This is a genomic window from Chloracidobacterium sp., assembly GCA_025057975.1.
Lineage (GTDB): Bacteria > Acidobacteriota > Blastocatellia > Chloracidobacteriales > Chloracidobacteriaceae > Chloracidobacterium.
This window is the reverse complement of the sequence record JANWUV010000002.1, coordinates 75,125-90,423: the sequence shown is the minus strand read 5'-3', so window position 1 is coordinate 90,423 and position 15,299 is coordinate 75,125. Positions and strand designations below refer to the sequence as shown.

The 15,299-nt window shown below is 61.5% G+C and carries 13 protein-coding genes; 10 read left to right on the top strand and 3 right to left on the bottom strand.

Annotation, left to right across the window (positions count from 1 at the left end):
* Window positions 1-114: 114 nt before the first annotated feature.
* Window positions 115-2,937, bottom strand: a complete 2,823-nt coding sequence (locus NZ585_02130) for a hypothetical protein (GenBank protein MCS7078836.1) — start codon at window positions 2,935-2,937, stop codon at window positions 115-117.
* Window positions 2,938-3,306: 369 nt separating this feature from the next.
* On the opposite strand from NZ585_02130, the gene NZ585_02125 reads away from it, so the two are divergent.
* From NZ585_02125 to NZ585_02085, 9 genes are all read left to right on the top strand, one after another.
* Window positions 3,307-3,600: a PqqD family protein gene (locus NZ585_02125; protein ID MCS7078835.1), complete on the top strand. Its 294-nt coding sequence runs from the start codon at window positions 3,307-3,309 to the stop codon at window positions 3,598-3,600.
* A gap of 2 nt (window positions 3,601-3,602) precedes the next feature.
* Window positions 3,603-4,073, top strand: a complete 471-nt coding sequence (locus tag NZ585_02120) for a lasso peptide biosynthesis B2 protein (protein MCS7078834.1) — start codon at window positions 3,603-3,605, stop codon at window positions 4,071-4,073.
* Window positions 4,070-5,905: an asparagine synthase-related protein gene (locus NZ585_02115; GenBank protein ID MCS7078833.1), complete on the top strand. Its 1,836-nt coding sequence runs from the start codon at window positions 4,070-4,072 to the stop codon at window positions 5,903-5,905. Before NZ585_02120 ends, NZ585_02115 begins: the two co-directional genes overlap by 4 nt.
* Before the next feature lie 79 nt (window positions 5,906-5,984).
* Window positions 5,985-6,128 (top strand): hypothetical protein, encoded by a 144-nt coding sequence (locus tag NZ585_02110; protein MCS7078832.1) that lies wholly within the window; start codon window positions 5,985-5,987, stop codon window positions 6,126-6,128.
* 4 nt (window positions 6,129-6,132) lie between these two features.
* Complete coding sequence (locus tag NZ585_02105) at window positions 6,133-7,086, top strand: hypothetical protein (GenBank protein ID MCS7078831.1); 954 nt, start codon at window positions 6,133-6,135, stop codon at window positions 7,084-7,086.
* A gap of 291 nt (window positions 7,087-7,377) precedes the next feature.
* On the top strand, window positions 7,378-8,115 hold the full coding sequence (hisIE, locus tag NZ585_02100) for a bifunctional phosphoribosyl-AMP cyclohydrolase/phosphoribosyl-ATP diphosphatase HisIE (GenBank protein ID MCS7078830.1): 738 nt from the start codon (window positions 7,378-7,380) through the stop codon (window positions 8,113-8,115).
* Between the two features lie 8 nt (window positions 8,116-8,123).
* Window positions 8,124-9,617: a chorismate-binding protein gene (locus tag NZ585_02095; protein ID MCS7078829.1), complete on the top strand. Its 1,494-nt coding sequence runs from the start codon at window positions 8,124-8,126 to the stop codon at window positions 9,615-9,617.
* A 133-nt stretch (window positions 9,618-9,750) separates the two neighbouring features.
* Complete coding sequence (locus tag NZ585_02090; GenBank protein MCS7078828.1) at window positions 9,751-10,101, top strand: metalloregulator ArsR/SmtB family transcription factor; 351 nt, start codon at window positions 9,751-9,753, stop codon at window positions 10,099-10,101.
* Between the two features lie 19 nt (window positions 10,102-10,120).
* On the top strand, window positions 10,121-10,456 hold the full coding sequence (locus tag NZ585_02085) for a hypothetical protein (GenBank protein ID MCS7078827.1): 336 nt from the start codon (window positions 10,121-10,123) through the stop codon (window positions 10,454-10,456).
* 8 nt (window positions 10,457-10,464) lie between these two features.
* Here the strand turns inward: NZ585_02085 and cpdA are convergent, their stop codons facing one another.
* Window positions 10,465-11,304, bottom strand: a complete 840-nt coding sequence (gene cpdA / locus NZ585_02080; GenBank protein MCS7078826.1) for a 3',5'-cyclic-AMP phosphodiesterase — start codon at window positions 11,302-11,304, stop codon at window positions 10,465-10,467.
* 56 nt (window positions 11,305-11,360) lie between these two features.
* On the opposite strand from cpdA, the gene NZ585_02075 reads away from it, so the two are divergent.
* Complete coding sequence (locus NZ585_02075; protein ID MCS7078825.1) at window positions 11,361-12,824, top strand: hypothetical protein; 1,464 nt, start codon at window positions 11,361-11,363, stop codon at window positions 12,822-12,824.
* Between the two features lie 90 nt (window positions 12,825-12,914).
* On the opposite strand, the gene NZ585_02070 is transcribed toward NZ585_02075, so the two are convergent.
* Window positions 12,915-15,263, bottom strand: a complete 2,349-nt coding sequence (locus NZ585_02070; protein ID MCS7078824.1) for a M1 family metallopeptidase — start codon at window positions 15,261-15,263, stop codon at window positions 12,915-12,917.
* Window positions 15,264-15,299: the final 36 nt, after the last annotated feature.

Sequence of the window (15,299 nt, the reverse complement as noted above, 5' to 3'; positions counted from 1 at the left end):
GTCGCCCCGCGCGCCAGCAAACAAGTTGGACGAAAACAGCGCAAGCGCAGCGGCAAAAAACCGCCGAGCTGAAAACAGCCCGGCGGTTGATGAAAAACCGATACGGTGTCGCCGCTACGGTGTTAATCGTAGCGAGCCGAGAAAGGCGTCTTTGCGGTCGCTCGTGTTGTTGGCGCGCACGGGTTGGAAAACGTTGAAGGGAATCGAGGACGGCGACGAACAACTGATTGGGCCAATAGAAAGCGGCGGCGCAGACGGCAACAGGGCGTTCGTGTTTGTCGTTCCCGCAAAGAAGAGCACGCCGGTGTTGCCCGTGACAAGGTAAGGAGCGACGCTAAGCACATACTGTATCGGCTGCGCGCCGGGCACAAACGTTCGTCCGCCGACATTGACCAAGTTCTGCAACTGGGCCGGCAGATTCGATCCGGTCTCATCAACCGCCGAGATACGAGCAAGAAAGCCGCGTTCCTGCGGAACCGGCAACGGCGGAGGCGGCGGCGGAGGAACCAATGGTGTTGGGTAAAGCATGTCTAGGACTGAACTTGGGCAACTGGCGATTCCAACCGGAGAGAACAGCGTCGGCCCGTCGCTGCAGCCGCCGACATAGACAACTGAGTTGGTTGGTCCGGCTTGATTGCTCGTCGCCAACGCATAGGCGTCGTCGTCGCCGGGTGTGCCGAGATAGCCGAAGTACTGCACCGTCCGCACTGGAGAAGGTGAAGTGCTGGGTCCATCCCACCTGATCTGGGTGATGAACGCATCCCGTCCCCCCTTGTTGAACGCCGAAAACGCACCGGTGAGGCTTGAAATCCCAAAGCCGGTTGTCGCGGAGTTCGTCAAGCCGGCGACGTTAACGACGTACCGATTGTCGCCGTCCACCGTTCGCCGTCGCACGGCAATGCCGATGCCCCAGTCGTCGCTGTTGCCGCCAAGGTAGGTCGAAAAGTCACGTGTAGGTCCGGTGTTGCCGATAAACACCACCACGAAGGCGTCAATCGCGCCGTTGCGCGTTGCGCCGCTTACCGCGCTTGACACGGCGCTGGAAGAGCCGTTGATGAAGTTTGCCTCCGGGTTGGAAAGGGTCAGGCCGGTGGCCGCAGTGCTCGTGTTGAAATCGGAGACTCCGGTGACGGCGTCATAGTCATTCCCGCCAAAATACGTAAGATACCGCCGCTGGGCGGAGACGGTATTCTGCTCCGGGTTGAAGCGCGCCACAAAACCGTCGGCGTCACCGCCGCCGTAGGTGTTGTCAAAAACCGGCCCCGACGCGCTCCCCGTCGGCAGACTGCCGGTGGTTTCTCCGCCGAACACAAACTGCTCCGCGCTGCCGCCCTGCTCGGCGGCGCAGGCCCAGGCGATGTCGTCGCCGGCGCCGCCGATGTAAGTGCTGTAAGTGATGGGGTCGGTCGTGATGTTGTTCGCTGCGGAGTCAAGACAGAACGGCAGCAGCAACGCAAAGGCGTCCGTCGCGCCGCCGCCGAAGCTTGCTTGAAAGGTCGTGCCCGAGCCGTTCCCCAGCCCCTGCCGGCCGGTTGGAAAATTCGTGCTCGTGGTGTAGCCGACCAGCGCCGGACCTAGCGAAGGGCGGAAGTAGTTGGAAGGTGACGTGACGTTTTCAGTGCCGTTGTAGGATGCGTTGACGCTCACGCCGGTACAGACATCATCGCCGCTGCCGCCATAGACGACAACCGCCGCCAGCCCACGCTCCGCCCCGCGGTCGTCGTAGGTGAAGGCTGAAGAGCTACCGTTTATGAAGTCATTCCATGGAGCAAAGCGCTGTGAAGGGGCGATACCGACCTGGGTAAGATTGCCCGGCATATTCCCGTCGGCGCGAAATTCAAACCGCGCCACGAAAACATCCACATCCGGGCTGACAACCGGAGTGTTGGCGTTTGATCCGGAACCGACAGGAACCGGCAACGATGGGCTGAACGTTGTGCCGCCGATAAAGACCGGAATCGTGTTGGGGCTGGTAAAAACATCGGCGGCGGTGGTCGCGCCTCGGTTGTAGGCGCGACCCACGGCGACGCCGACGGCCTGATCGTCTTGGTTGCCGCCGAAGTAGGTCGAGTAGAATGGCAGCACCGGGTCAATGACCAGCGCCAGGCTGCGGTCGTACGCGCCGACCTCAAACGCTACGTCGTCGCCGTCCACAATAAACCGCCCCGGCACAAGGCGTCGCTCGCCCGCGATGTCCTGATAGAGCGTCGGCTTTTGCATCACGACCGTCCGTCCGGCGACGAAGCACTGCAGATTGCCTTCGCGGTCGAGCGCGAGCCGGTCGGCGCCATCGATATGGAGCCGAATGGCGGATGGGTCGGCGCCGGGCGCGACGCGAAAATCATAGGTCAGGCGTTCATCTTTGGGGTAATACACAAGGTCAATGCCGGCATAGACGTTGTGGTAGACGACTTGGCGATAGAGCGGCACGTTGCTGCGCCACTTCGAACGTTCGCCCTTGCAGTAGGACAGCTTGATGGGGCTGCGCAGCAGCCCTTCCGACGGCACCGGCGGGACAGGGCGACCGGTTTCGCGCTCAACCGGCTGCATCCGCAGCACCCGGTAGATGGGGCGCGATTCCGGCGCTTTCCGCCACAGCGGGTTTTGCGCCGCTTTGCCCTGCGGCCGCCATAGCGGTTCGCGGCCGACTTCGACGAGCATGCAGGCTTCGGCACGGTCGGTTAGGAAGACTGCCCCGCCGAACATTTTGTAGCGGACAGGTTCGGCATGCTGGCCGAGGTTTTCTTCAAACAGAAGCCAGCCAGCGGCGTGATCGGCGGACGCTGGCGCTGAGTTGGCGAGCTGCAGCGCCGGCGGCGTTGGTTTTGGCACGTGGCGGTCGGCCTGCGCGACAAACGGCGCAAAGGCGAAGGCGACCAGCGGTACGGCGGCCGTCGCCAGCCACCGCCGGGATGGACGTGGCGTGATGGATCTCATAGCAAATCACCTCGTGAAATCTCGGAAAGGCGTGGTTGTAATGGTGTGGGAAGTTCAACCTGCGCAGCGTCCACCGTGCGGGGTGACAGGGTTAAAGTATGCAAACGGACGAAGTCGCCCCCAGCCTAGTTGAAGCCGCCTTGCGCAGGCAAGGCTCAATGTGAAAAAAAAAAACAGTGAGTGAAACGCCTTAATCCGGTCGCCCATCCGCCGTGAAGCGTGGCGGCGCAGCGTAGGCGGCACCAACCGGCTCGCCGGAGGAATGAGCTTCGTCTTTCTAGAGCCGCCTGCCTTGTGTGACTTGCTCGGCCGGGTGAAGCCACATATCGGTTCCGCCAACGTCCGTGATGGAAAGCCAAGCAAGCAGCCATGGTTGACTTCAACTCTCGCGCTACGATTCCAAATCACGTCATTGTGCGTCGTGTCGCCGACGAAGCTGTTCTGCTTAATCTGGCTACGGAGCACTACTATGCACTCGACAGTGTTGGGTATGCCATGCTGCTTCAATCCACGAACGGTGGCACACTTGCGGACGCCGTTGAGGCGTTGTTGGATGAATACGACGTTACGCGGGAGCGGCTTGTTGAGGATTTCGAGGAACTGCTCAACCAACTGCTCGAAGCCGGCTTGATCGAGATCGTCCCACCCCTTTCGGTATCGTGACAATGCAATTGAAGCGCCGTCTGCGCCAACTTGGAACTTTTTGGCGGCTGTCGCCGGACGACCGCGCTGGCCTTTTGGTGGCTTGGGCGCTACTGACAGCGGTTGATGTACTGTGTCGAGTTATTGGCGTACGTTGCTGTCTGCATTGCCTGCAACGAATGACAGCTAGGTGTTCCTCCGTATCGCCGCCGGAGGAATGGGTAATGCGTCAGGCGGAACTTGTCGGCCGCGCGGCACGGCACACTTTGCGCCCAACGACCTGCCTGATTCGGGCGCTGGCGCTTTGGTTTTGGCTGACGCGGCGCGGCGTCACATGCGAGATTGTGCTTGGCGTTCAAAAGACGCTTGGCGCTTTGGAAGCTCATGCGTGGGTCGAGTGGCAGGGGAGACCGCTGCTGGAAGCCGCCGACATCAGACAACACTACGCCGCTTTTGACCAGCCGCTTTCCAGCATCTTGCTTGGCGTCTTGTGAGCAGCTTTGTTGTTATCGTCCAGCCCCCCGGAAGCCTCATCGAGCCGGACCTGCCCGCGCGGTTGCTTCAATCGCTGGTTTGGCGCGGTCCTGACGGTCAATGGCAATGGAGCGACGACTATGTCGCGTTTGGCTACGCCCATCTCCGGGTAGACGACCTCACTAGCGTGGCGCCGCCGCCGACCTTTGATGAGCAAGTATGGCTGGCAGCCGATATTCGGCTTGACGCGCGGGAGGAACTGTGTCGCGCCCTCCAAGCGGCTGGCTTTGACGCCACCCCTGCCGACAGCGACGCCAAGCTGCTGTGGCGGGCGTACCGCGCTTGGGAAACGGATTGCCTGCGTTATCTGCATGGCGATTTCGCTTTTGCGCTGTGGGATGCCCTACGTCGGCGGCTCTTCTGCGCGCGCGACCGATTTGGGGTCAAGCCGCTGTACTACAGTCATCGGCCGGATGTGTTTGTGGCGGCAAGCGCGTTGGACACCGTCTGCGCCCACCCGAATGTGCCCAGCGCCATCCCGGACGATTTGGATGTGTTCGCCGTCGCGGATTTTCTCATTCACGGGATGAAACTGGATGAAGACGGGACGTTTTTCCGCGCCGTCCGGCGCATGCCGCGCGCGCATGCCCTATGTCTGGAAAACGGAAGCCTCCGGCGGTGGCGTTACTGGGACTGGCCGACCGACGGGCGTCTTCGGTATCGCCGCTCCCGCGACTACGTCGAGCATTTTCAGGCGATTTTGGACAAAGCCGTGGCGGATCGCCTGCGGACGCCGCGCGCCTCGGTGTTTCTCAGCGGCGGTCTTGATTCCAACGTCGTTACGGCGGCGGCGCGGCGCGCATCGCCGACGACCGCCCTGCATGCCTTCACCAATGTCTTCGATTGGCTGATTCCCGACGATGAACGGCGTTTTGCGCAGATGGCGGCGCAGGCGCACGGTATTCCCATTACGTTCATTGCCCATGACGATTGGCGGCCTTACGCGCCGCACCCGGACGCGACGCAGCCGCCGCCGGAGCCGGTGCATGAGCCGTTCTGGAGCGGCGTCATGGAAAGCTACCGGCGGGCGGCGGCGCACTCGCGGGTGTTGCTGACGGGGCAGTGGGGCGATGAGGCGCTGACGCAGGAAACGGCGCCGTACTTGCGCGAACTGCTTGCGCAACGCCGAGTGGCGGCGCTGGTGCAGGCTTTGGCGGAGTATTTCGTCAGCGACGCGCGCAACGGCTTCTATTCGCTGCGGCGGCGGCTTGGGCGCGTGCGACCAGCGCCTCCAGAGCTGGACCTTCCCCAGTGGCTTGCGCCTGACTTTGTCGCGCGGCTTCGTCAGTCCGGCTACTTTGAGCGCCGGGCGGACGAGCCGCCGCATCACCCGTTCCACAGCCTCGCCGTACGGGCGCTCAGTCGGGTTCATATGGCCAACGATCATGAGTACAACGACCCGGCCTTTACCGGCGCGCTGGTTGAGATGCGCTATCCATTGCTTGATCTGCGGGCGCTTGAGTTCCTGCTGGCGATCCCGACCGTGCCGGCCTGCCTTGATAAATGGCTTTTCCGGGAGTCGCTCAGCCATCAGCTTCCGCGCGCCGTCGTCCGCCGCCCGAAAACGCCGCTGCGGGCGTTCCCCATTACCGGTTATATCCGAAAGTATGGCGCGGCATGGACGCGCTTGCCGGCTGAAGATGAGATTCGTCGCCGCCTGGCGTGTTTTGTGACAAACGACGCCTTCGACCGTGAAATTGTGTGGAATGCGCAACGGGAAGCCGAATCTTTGATTGACCTCGGCCCGCTAACCTTATACAAATGGATGCAATTCAAGCTCGCATCATCCTAAAACGCCGTTTGTTGTCTAAACTTTGGAGTTTTCTATGACGCCGCATATTTCAATCCAATCTGAAGCCTTCGAACCGCCCATGAGTGAAAAACCATCATCCAAGAAATCATACCGCGCGCCGACACTAACGGACTACGGCACGTTACTGGAGTTGACCTTGGCCGTCGGCGGCGTTGGGCGGGCGGATCGGATTGGTCCGCGTCCAAATCGCATCTCGCGCTGATCTAATGACCCTCGTTTATGGGGTGTATGGGCTGCGGCTGACCACGACGACAGCGGTGCCCTTTCTGCTCCCGCCGATTGGGAAAACTGGTGCGTCCGACCTTGCCCTCGGTTTTGAAGAAGGAATGCTGCCGGCGTTGCGGCCGGAAGTTGAGCCGTGGTACTGCGGGCCGTCGGCTTTCGAGCAGTCGCCGGAGTTGGTCGCCTACCATGCGCCGGAGGCACATCGGTTTTGGTTTCGTTATGACGTGGGGACGAGCTTTGATTACGAATCCGACGGGGGACGACTGACGGCCTATTGGCGCGCGCCTCAGACGTTCGAAGACACTTGCACGTATCTGCTCGGCCCCATCCTTGGTTTTGTGTTGCAGCTACACCATCGCGTCTGTCTCCATGCAAGCGTAGTAGCGATTGGCAACGCGGGCGTGGCGTTTGTCGGGCCGAACGGCGTCGGCAAATCCACGCTGGCCGCCGCGTTGTTGGCGCGCGGCGCACGAATTGTCACGGAGGATGTCGCCGCCGTTGAAGAACGAGACGGCGGTTTTCGCGTCCACTTTGGCCCGCGCGCAATTCGCTTGTGGTCGCCGTCCGTGACGGCGTTATACGGCCGCCCCGACGCCCTGCCGCCGATTTCTAAACACTGGGAGAAGCAATACCTGCCGCTTGACGAACCGACCGGCGACTGGATGCTGGGGGTTCCGCTGACGACGATCTACCTGCTTGAAGTAGATTCGTCTGACGCTCCTGTGGTGAGCCGCCCACTGACGCCGGCGTTGGCCGTCGGCAAGCTTCTGGCGAATATTTACCCGGGCCGGCTGCCGCTGCCGGAGGCGCAAGCCGTCATTTTAGACACCTTGACCCGGTTGGTCGCTGCACTCCCAATTGTTTGCCTCTTCCTCCCCAACAGTTTTTCCCGCCTACCTGAGGTCTGCGATTACCTGCTGGCGCGTCATGCCTAGCGCGCCTTCCGAGGCGATGTAGCGAGCGTTCCACCATCCGGCAGGCGGCGTCAGCCCGTTCACATACCCGGCTGTTGACGGGGTTCACGTCGGAGCGTCACCGCATCTAGGCGTAAGGCGACTGGAAAGCTGCAAACGGAATGAGTACGCAGCGGCGTATTGGATGACGATATTCCGGCGTCGTCCGTTGAAAATGACGCCCTTTCCTGGCGGCGCACGACAATACTCTTTATCTCTGTCGGGAAACGGCCCGCCTGTGCTAAAACCGTCGTGATCGGCCTGTTGAACGCCATGACGGAGACGATTCGCTTTGATCCGGCCGGCCTCGTGCCGGTCGTCATCCAAGACGCCAGCACCAACGAAGTCCTCACCCTCGCCTACATGAACGCCGCCAGCTACCAACTCACCTGCGAAACAGGCGAGGTTTGGCTCTGGAGCCGCTCACGACAGTCCCTGTGGCATAAGGGCGCTACATCCGGCCATACGCAGCGCGTCGTTGAAATCCGGCTCGATTGTGACCATGACGCCCTCGTTGTCCGAGTCGAACCGCGCGGCCCAGCCTGCCATACGGGCGCAACCAGTTGCTTCTTTAGTCGCGTTTTTCCGCCGCCCGAACAATCGGCCGCACCCCAGCCCCAAACACCCGCTGAAACCCCGGTGTCCGCTTCATCCTCCCTGCCAATCGCGCCGCCGGAAGTCAAACTCGTCCCGCACAGTGCCCTCGAACTCGGCATTCTGCTCGACGAACTGTACGACCTCATCCGTGACCGCAAAGCCAACCGCCCGGAAGGAGCTTATACGACCTACCTGTTCGCCGCCGGACTCGACAAAATCCTCAAAAAAGTCGGCGAAGAAGCCGCTGAAACCATCATCGCCGCCAAAAACGACCAGCGACTGGAACTGGCGGCCGAAATGGCGGACCTGCTTTACCACTTGCTCGTGCTCATGGCTGCACGCGACCTGACGCCCCACGATGTCGCGGAAGTCCTCCGCAGCCGCGCCGGTAAACGCCGGCCGCTTCCAGAATAAACGCCTGCATGACCGCGCTAACCCCTCATCCGGCGACCTACGACGACTTTCTCCGCCTCGCGCAGGGCGCTACCGTCGTCCCAGTCGCCGTCACCCTGCCGGCCGACATCCATACGCCCGTCGGGGTTTTTTTGAAGACGGCTGGACAAGCGGCCGATGTTTGCCTCTTTGAGACCCACCGACTGGATCGGCGGCTGCCGCCATACACCTTCATCGGTCTCGCGCCACGCTGGGTCATTACGGGACGGGACGGCAAAGTGGAACTGCGAACGCCGTACGCCACGCTTGAACGTTCTGAGTCGCTGCTCCAGGCCGCACGTCGGCGCCTACGCGCCGACATCCTCGCGCCGCTCGAAACCATCCCTCGACTAGCCAGCGGCGCGTTCGGCTACCTAGCACACGAAGCGGCGTACCAACTGCACAATATACCGCCGCGTACGCCACCCACCGTTGAAGGCGTCCTTGCGGCGTTCAGCACGGTCATCGTTTTCGACCATGTGCGCCAACGGCTGCACATCGTCGTCAATGTCGCCACTGACGGACGCACTGAACGGCTTGAAACGGCCTACGCCGAAGCCTGTGCCGCCATCCGGACCGTTGTACGGCAACTTGAAGGGCCGTTCCCAGCCTTGCCCACGGCGACGCCGGCAGGGAGGCACGCTATCGTCACCCCCTTGACACCCGACCAATTTCGTCTGGCGGCGGAAAGGACCGAGCAGCGCATTCGGCGCGGTGAACTGCATTGTGCGACGCTCGCCCAACGGTTGGAGCGCCCGCTCACGGCACCCCCATTTTCAGCATACCGCCTCCTGCGCATAGCTTTGGAAGCACCGGCGACCTTTTTCTTCGCTTCGGGCGGCACGGCCATTTTCGGCGGGGCAACCGACAACTTGGTCCATGCCCGCCGGGAGATGCTCCGTGCATACGTCGCCACCCATGAGCGCCCGCCCGGAGCAACTGAAGCGGAAACGGCGCTGGCGGCGGCCGAATTGGCGGCGGACGAAGCGGCTGCCGGTCAACATTTGCTCTTTGTGGACGACCTGCGCAACGATTTGGGACAGGTCGCCGCCTACGGCTCAGTGGAGCTGGAAACCCTCGCCAATGTGGAGCAGACCCCAACCCACCTGCGTCTGATTTCAATCCTTCAGGCGCAACTGGCCGCCGAACGCGACTATCTGGATGTGCTTGCCGTGCGCCTGCCCAGCGCCTTGTGGACAGGGTTGCCCAAACGTCCCGCCTTGCGGCTTACCACTGAACTAGAGCCAGTTCGCCGCCATCACTTTGGAAGCCAATTCTGCTTGCTGGCGTCACCGGATGAGCTGATAGCCTGCGAGACGCAACAGTTGGTCGAGGTGACGGGGCGCGTCGCCCGCTTTCACGCCTTTGCGTCGCTGACCGGCGACACCGACCTCAGCGCAGCGTTGGTTAGTGGCGCAAAAACGGCGCAGCGAATCGCCGCCGCGCTGGAACAAGCTGAACACGGCCGCCCGTTCCTAGCCTGAAAACGCGCCGACGCTTGCCGCCGCCGTGTGTCGCTCCGCCCCAGCCTGAAAACAAGCGTCAAAAAATGTCTTGACAGCGCAGAGCGGCTGAGTATAAACATATAAGCAACTATTTATGTAAAGCTTGTTGCCTATGGCTTCGGCCTGCGCCACCGAACATCAACCCTCTGAACGGACGCCGCTTGACGCCCAACTGGCCTGGCGGGCGGCGGATGTGTTCAGGGCATTCGCCGACCCGACACGAGTCAAAATCATCGCCCTGCTGGATGCAGGCGAGTTGTGCGTCGGCGAATTATGTTTGACGTTGGGCATGTCGCAGCCAGCGGTTTCTAGTCAACTTCGTTTGCTACGCACGCTGGGCATTGTCACCGTCCGTCGGGAAGGGAAGCATGCCTACTATGCGCTGGCGGACGAACACATTCGCAACCTCTTTCACCAGGGACTTGCCCATGCTCGCCATGGGCAGCACAGCACCCCGGCCTAACTCGAAAGGAAACGCCGTCATGACCAGTTGCACCATCCACACCGATCATCCGCACGTCCACAGCGCCGATTGCGGTCACACCCGCATTCGCCATGACGACCACGTAGATTACCTCCACGACGGCCATCTCCATTTCCAGCATGGTGATCATTACGACGAACACGTGATCGCCGTCAGCGACGCCAATCCCGACGGCTGTACGCCGACGGCGACGGCGTGTAACCACGTCCACGGGCCGGGCTGCGGCCACGAAGCCATACCGCACGGCGACCACGTGGATTACCTCGTCAACGGTCGGTTGCACCACGCCCACGACGGTCACTGTGACGACCACGGTCCGGTCGTCGTTTTGTAACCTCAGCCTCAGTAGCCGGTTGCGTCGGGGTCGGCGCAACCGGCAAAACCTTCAACCCGGAACACCTTGGTGTCGAGCTGACCGTCGGGATACAGCCACAGTCGGCGGTAGCCCGGCGCGCGCTGGTCTATGCCGAATTCGGCTGTTTTGGGTTTGAACTGAATGCAGGTTGAAGGCGAAGCCATCAGCCGAACACCGCGCCGCTCAACGTCAATTTCCTGATGAACATGTCCCCACAGGACGGCGCGGACGTTCGTATGGCGATCAAGCGTGGCGAAAAACGCTTCGGCGTTCGCCAGACCGATGTTGTCCATCCACTGCGCGCCGACCGAAATCGGGTTGTGGTGCAGGCAGACAAGCGCCGGACGGTCGGCGTGACGCGCCAGCCCGGCGTCAAGTCGGGTCAGTTCGTCGTCGGAAAGTCGTCCGCCAACCTCCCCTGGTACGGTTGAATCAAGCAGGATGACGTACCAGCGCCCAATAACAGCCTCACGTTCCGGACGCAGCGGCGGCTGAACCAGCGTCGCGCGCATCACCGACGGCTCATCGTGATTACCGGGCAGCCAATACACTGGCGGCGGCGTGTCGTAGGCAGCGGCGAAGCTCGCCAGAGCTTCAGTCAAGTGCGCATAGGCTTCGGCTGCGCCGTCCTGCGCCAGATCGCCCGTCGCCAAAACGGCATCCGGTGCATTTAGTGCGGCGGCGGCCAACACGGCGCTCAACGAGTCGTAGGTGTTCATCTTCAGCAACCGCCCATCACGTTTGGCGAACAGATGAGTGTCGGTGATGTGGAGGATGTGCGCCGGAGCGTCGGCTTGAGCGGCGGATGACGGGTGGTTGGTCGGCATAGGCGTTCCAATCAGTAACTCACGCAAGCAGAGCCTTTTCGTATCGGCGGCCGATTATGCTACATAAAGCTGTCGGCGCACGACTTCTTCTCCGAGGTGACGGCGCGATGCGCACGGTAATTCGCCCGCCGAAGCTATGGGCGCTTACGGCGGTGTTGTTGGTGTTGCTCTGCGGTTTGCTAACCGCGCAAGCTGATGTCGCCGTCGTCCCGCGCGTGACGTTCGGGCCGGGATACACGCTAACAACGACTAACTCCATGCGTACGCTGGCCGACCTCCGCCCAATGTTCGCCTTGCCGGTCGGCGATGCGCCCATTGCCGTTGAAGGCTTGCCGTCGCTGATGCGCGTCGGCGATGTACGAACGGTGACGTTTCGGTTCACCGGCGACGGCGTTGCAGCCCGGCTGGCCGGGGTGGTGTTGTTCGAGTCCCATCCGGTGCGCGATGCGATTTACTACTCGGCCGGAAAGATTTTGGCCGACCGCAGCCGGCTGTCGGCCGTGCTGGGTGTGGACATCCTGCCCAGTCGCGCCGCCAATGAGGTCGTCTGGCGCGTTACGGCGCGGCGTGCCGGAACGGCGGGCGTGCTGGCCGTGTGCGCAAGTCGCGCTCCGAATGGGCCGGTCGCTTCACAGGTCATGGCCGTCAAGGTAATAGCGTCGGCAGAAGAAGGAGAGACGATACGTTCGGGAGTGGCGGCTGAACCGCCGCCGCCGCACTGGCCGCTTTACGTCGGTGAGCGGATGACTTGGACGGGCTTTGCCCGCTCGCTGGCCGGACGCCTTCCGGTGTTTGACTTTGCCGTGCTCAGCTTGGACGCCGGTTGTGTGGAGGGCGTGTTTTCCAACAGTACGGTTGCGCTCTACGGAGCATCAGTCGGGCGCGCCTTGGTGGTTGGCGTGCTGGGCGACGACCGCGCGTGGTCGCCCTTTGTGACGCTTGTAGAAGTGGCGGCGCGGCCGACGGCGACGGAACCGCGCCTACGTGGTTTTGTCAACAACTTCGTGACTTTGAAAAATCGGCGCGTCACGGTACTGGGCGACCGACTGGAACAGGCGGCTTACGTCTCGCTGCTGACTGAGGATGGAGCGTTTTTGAGCCTTCCGTTTCGGGCTTGGTCAAGTCGGCTGGGGATGTTTGAACTGCCGGCGCAACTGGGCCGTTACACGGTCTGGTTGACGGACGAGTATGGGCGGCAGATCACCGACACCCAAACCGTTGTCTGTAGCAACATTCAGGTGACCAACGTCGCGCGCGTGCACAGTTCGGCGAAATCAGACGCGCCGACCATTGGGCTGTTTGTGCGTGGACAAGGGTTGGGCGACACGCCGACGCTCATTGTCAACGGCGTGGAACGCCAAGGCAGCGTCAGGAAGTCGTTGCGTGGCCTGCTCAATCAGCGGGTGTATTTCCGCCTGCCGGCTGAAGTGACGCGCGAACCGTACGTGAGCGTCCAAGTCATGAATCCGGACGGCTACGTGTCGGACACCTATCTACTTGACCTGCGCGCCGGTCGCTAGGTCATCCTCGTATCTCGCACGCCAACGGCCGCCCCGCTACCTCACGGGTTCAGCGTTTTAGCGACGGGACTTTGGTTGGAGTTGCCGTGCTTACCGGCGCGGGTTGTCGCGCTGCGGCGGCGATTGCCGCTTACGCTCCAACTGCATCGGATTCGGCGGCCCCTGCCGCTGCTCCTTGAAGACCTGAAACCGTGACTTGACCGGACGACGCGGGAAAAAATTGTTCGTCAGTTCCGCGTCCGCCGTCTCAAGGCGCGGATCCAACGTGATGCTCGCAATCTCCTTCGGCGTCACGATGAGCTTTGACACCTCAAAGTTATTGAGCCGCCAAATCTCAGCCGGAAACCGCATTTCCTCCTTTGTCCCGTCCGTGTACGTCACCTCCAGAATAATCGGCATGACCAGTCCGCCGATGTTCTTGAAGTCCACGAAGTAGAAGTTCAAGTTGGCGTTGAGGATTTCCTTCTCGCGGTCGGTCAGCATCTCCAGAAACTTCCGGTACGCCTCGCGGTCAGCGTCGGTGACCTCCAACTCGTCGTACTGGTTGTAGAAGTCCTTGAGTTCGGGGTACTGGTCAACCCGCTTCGGCAGCGGCTTGTTGCGCTCCTGCGACTGCGTCACCGGCCGCGAATCGCGCTCCTGCCGCCGCAGCGCCTTTTCGACATCGGGGTTCTGCGTATCCAGCCGATACCACCGGACGTTCTCGATGGAAATATCCACGTGGTCGGTTGAGTAAAACCACCCGCGCCAGAACCAGTCCAAATCCACGCCCGAAGCGTCCTCCATCGTGCGGAAAAAGTCCGCCGGCTCCGGGCGCTTGAACTTCCACCGCCGGGCGTACTCCTTGAAGGCGTAGTCAAACAACTCGCGCCCCAGAATCGTCTCGCGCAGAATGTTGAGCGCCGTTGCAGGCTTCGCGTAGGCGTTGTTCCCAAACTGAAGCACCGAATCCGACTGCGTCATGATCGGCACTTGGTTTTCGCTCTTCATGTAGTCGGTGATGTACTGCGGCTCACCCCGAAACGACGGGTACTTGTCCTCCCATTCCTGCTCAGCCAAATACTGGAGGAACGTGTTAAGGCCCTCATCCATCCACGTCCACTGCCGCTCGTCGGAGTTGACAATCATCGGGAAGAAATTGTGTCCAACTTCGTGGATGATGACGCTGATGAGACCGTACTTCGTCCGCGCCGAGTACGTTCCGTCTTCAAGCGGGCGCGGGCCGTTGAAGCAAATCATCGGGTATTCCATGCCGCCGACAGGACCGTTGACGGAAATGGCGACGGGGTACGGGTAGGCGAACGTGTAGCGTGAATAGACGTTGAGCGTATGGATGATGGCGTGCGTCGAGTACCGCTCCCAGAGCGGGTTGCCTTCGTTGGGGTAGAACGACATCGCCATGACCTGGTTGCCCTCGACGTTGTGCCCCATGGCGTCCCAGATGAACTTGCGCGACGACGCAAAGGCGAAGTCGCGGACATTTTCCGCCTGAAAAATCCACGTTTTCTTGCCGGTCGGGCGACCCTGCTCAGCGCGGCGGGCCTCTTCAGGCGTCACGATGAACACCGGCGCTTTCGCCGTCCGCGCCTGTTCCAGCCGCGCGATCTGTTCCGGCGTCAAGACCTGCTTCGGGTTCTGTAAGACTCCGGTCGCCGCAACGATGTGGTCGTCCGGGACGGTGATCGCCACGCGGTAGTTACCGAACTCCAGCGTGAACTCGCCTGCGCCTAAGAACTGCGTGTGCTGCCAGCCGCGATAGTCCGTGTAGGCGCACATGCGCGGAAACCACTGCGCGATTTCGTAAATGTAGTTCTTGTCCTTCGGGAAGTATTCGTAGCCCGACCGCCCACCGAGCTTCACGGCGTCGTTGATGTTGTAGTTCCAGTCCACCGAAAAACTCACCTGCTGCCCCGGCTTGAGCGGCGTCGGCAAATCCACGCGCATCATGGTTTTGACGATGACGTGTTTGAGCGGCTGCCCCTTGGCGTCCTTGACGGCCGTAATCCTGTAGCCGCCGTCAAACTCCGGGCGAAGCAGGAGGCCGTCAAGCACCGACAACGGTACGCGATCCAGCCCGCCGGAAGTCTGCGACCGAAAGGCATCGCTGTCCTTGGCGAAGATGTTCTGGTCGAGCTGAAGCCATAGGTAGCGCAGCTCATCCGGCGAGTTGTTCGTGTAGGTAATCGTTTCGCTCGCCTGAAGGCGTTGGCGCTCGTCGTCGAGTTCGACGTTGATGACGTGATCGGCGCGGTTTTGCCAGTACTTGTGACCGGGCGCGCCTGACGCCGTGCGGTATTCGTTCGGCGTCGGCAGCACTTCGTCAAGCTGACGGAACTTGTCGCTCGGTTTGGATTTCGATTGGGCGAGGACAGCGCTTGACGCGCTAAGGCAAATCAGGCACGTGGCAAGGACAATCAGGCGGAACAGAATGGTTTTCATCACAAGAACGTAGCTTTACAGGGATACGGCGGAAGA

Excerpts from the sequence above, each read along its gene's own strand:
- NZ585_02125 (MCS7078835.1), top strand. The coding sequence starts at position 3,307 with ATGGTTGACTTCAACTCTCGCGCTACGATTCCAAATCACGTCATTGTG.
- NZ585_02110 (MCS7078832.1), top strand. The coding sequence starts at position 5,985 with ATGAGTGAAAAACCATCATCCAAGAAATCATACCGCGCGCCGACACTA.
- NZ585_02130 (MCS7078836.1), bottom strand. The coding sequence starts at position 2,937 with ATGAGATCCATCACGCCACGTCCATCCCGGCGGTGGCTGGCGACGGCC.
- NZ585_02120 (MCS7078834.1), top strand. The coding sequence starts at position 3,603 with ATGCAATTGAAGCGCCGTCTGCGCCAACTTGGAACTTTTTGGCGGCTG.
- cpdA (MCS7078826.1), bottom strand. The coding sequence starts at position 11,304 with ATGCCGACCAACCACCCGTCATCCGCCGCTCAAGCCGACGCTCCGGCG.
- hisIE (MCS7078830.1), top strand. The coding sequence starts at position 7,378 with ATGACGGAGACGATTCGCTTTGATCCGGCCGGCCTCGTGCCGGTCGTC.
- NZ585_02090 (MCS7078828.1), top strand. The coding sequence starts at position 9,751 with ATGGCTTCGGCCTGCGCCACCGAACATCAACCCTCTGAACGGACGCCG.
- NZ585_02085 (MCS7078827.1), top strand. The coding sequence starts at position 10,121 with ATGACCAGTTGCACCATCCACACCGATCATCCGCACGTCCACAGCGCC.
- NZ585_02070 (MCS7078824.1), bottom strand. The coding sequence starts at position 15,263 with ATGAAAACCATTCTGTTCCGCCTGATTGTCCTTGCCACGTGCCTGATT.
- NZ585_02105 (MCS7078831.1), top strand. The coding sequence starts at position 6,133 with ATGACCCTCGTTTATGGGGTGTATGGGCTGCGGCTGACCACGACGACA.
- NZ585_02095 (MCS7078829.1), top strand. The coding sequence starts at position 8,124 with ATGACCGCGCTAACCCCTCATCCGGCGACCTACGACGACTTTCTCCGC.
- NZ585_02075 (MCS7078825.1), top strand. The coding sequence starts at position 11,361 with ATGCTACATAAAGCTGTCGGCGCACGACTTCTTCTCCGAGGTGACGGC.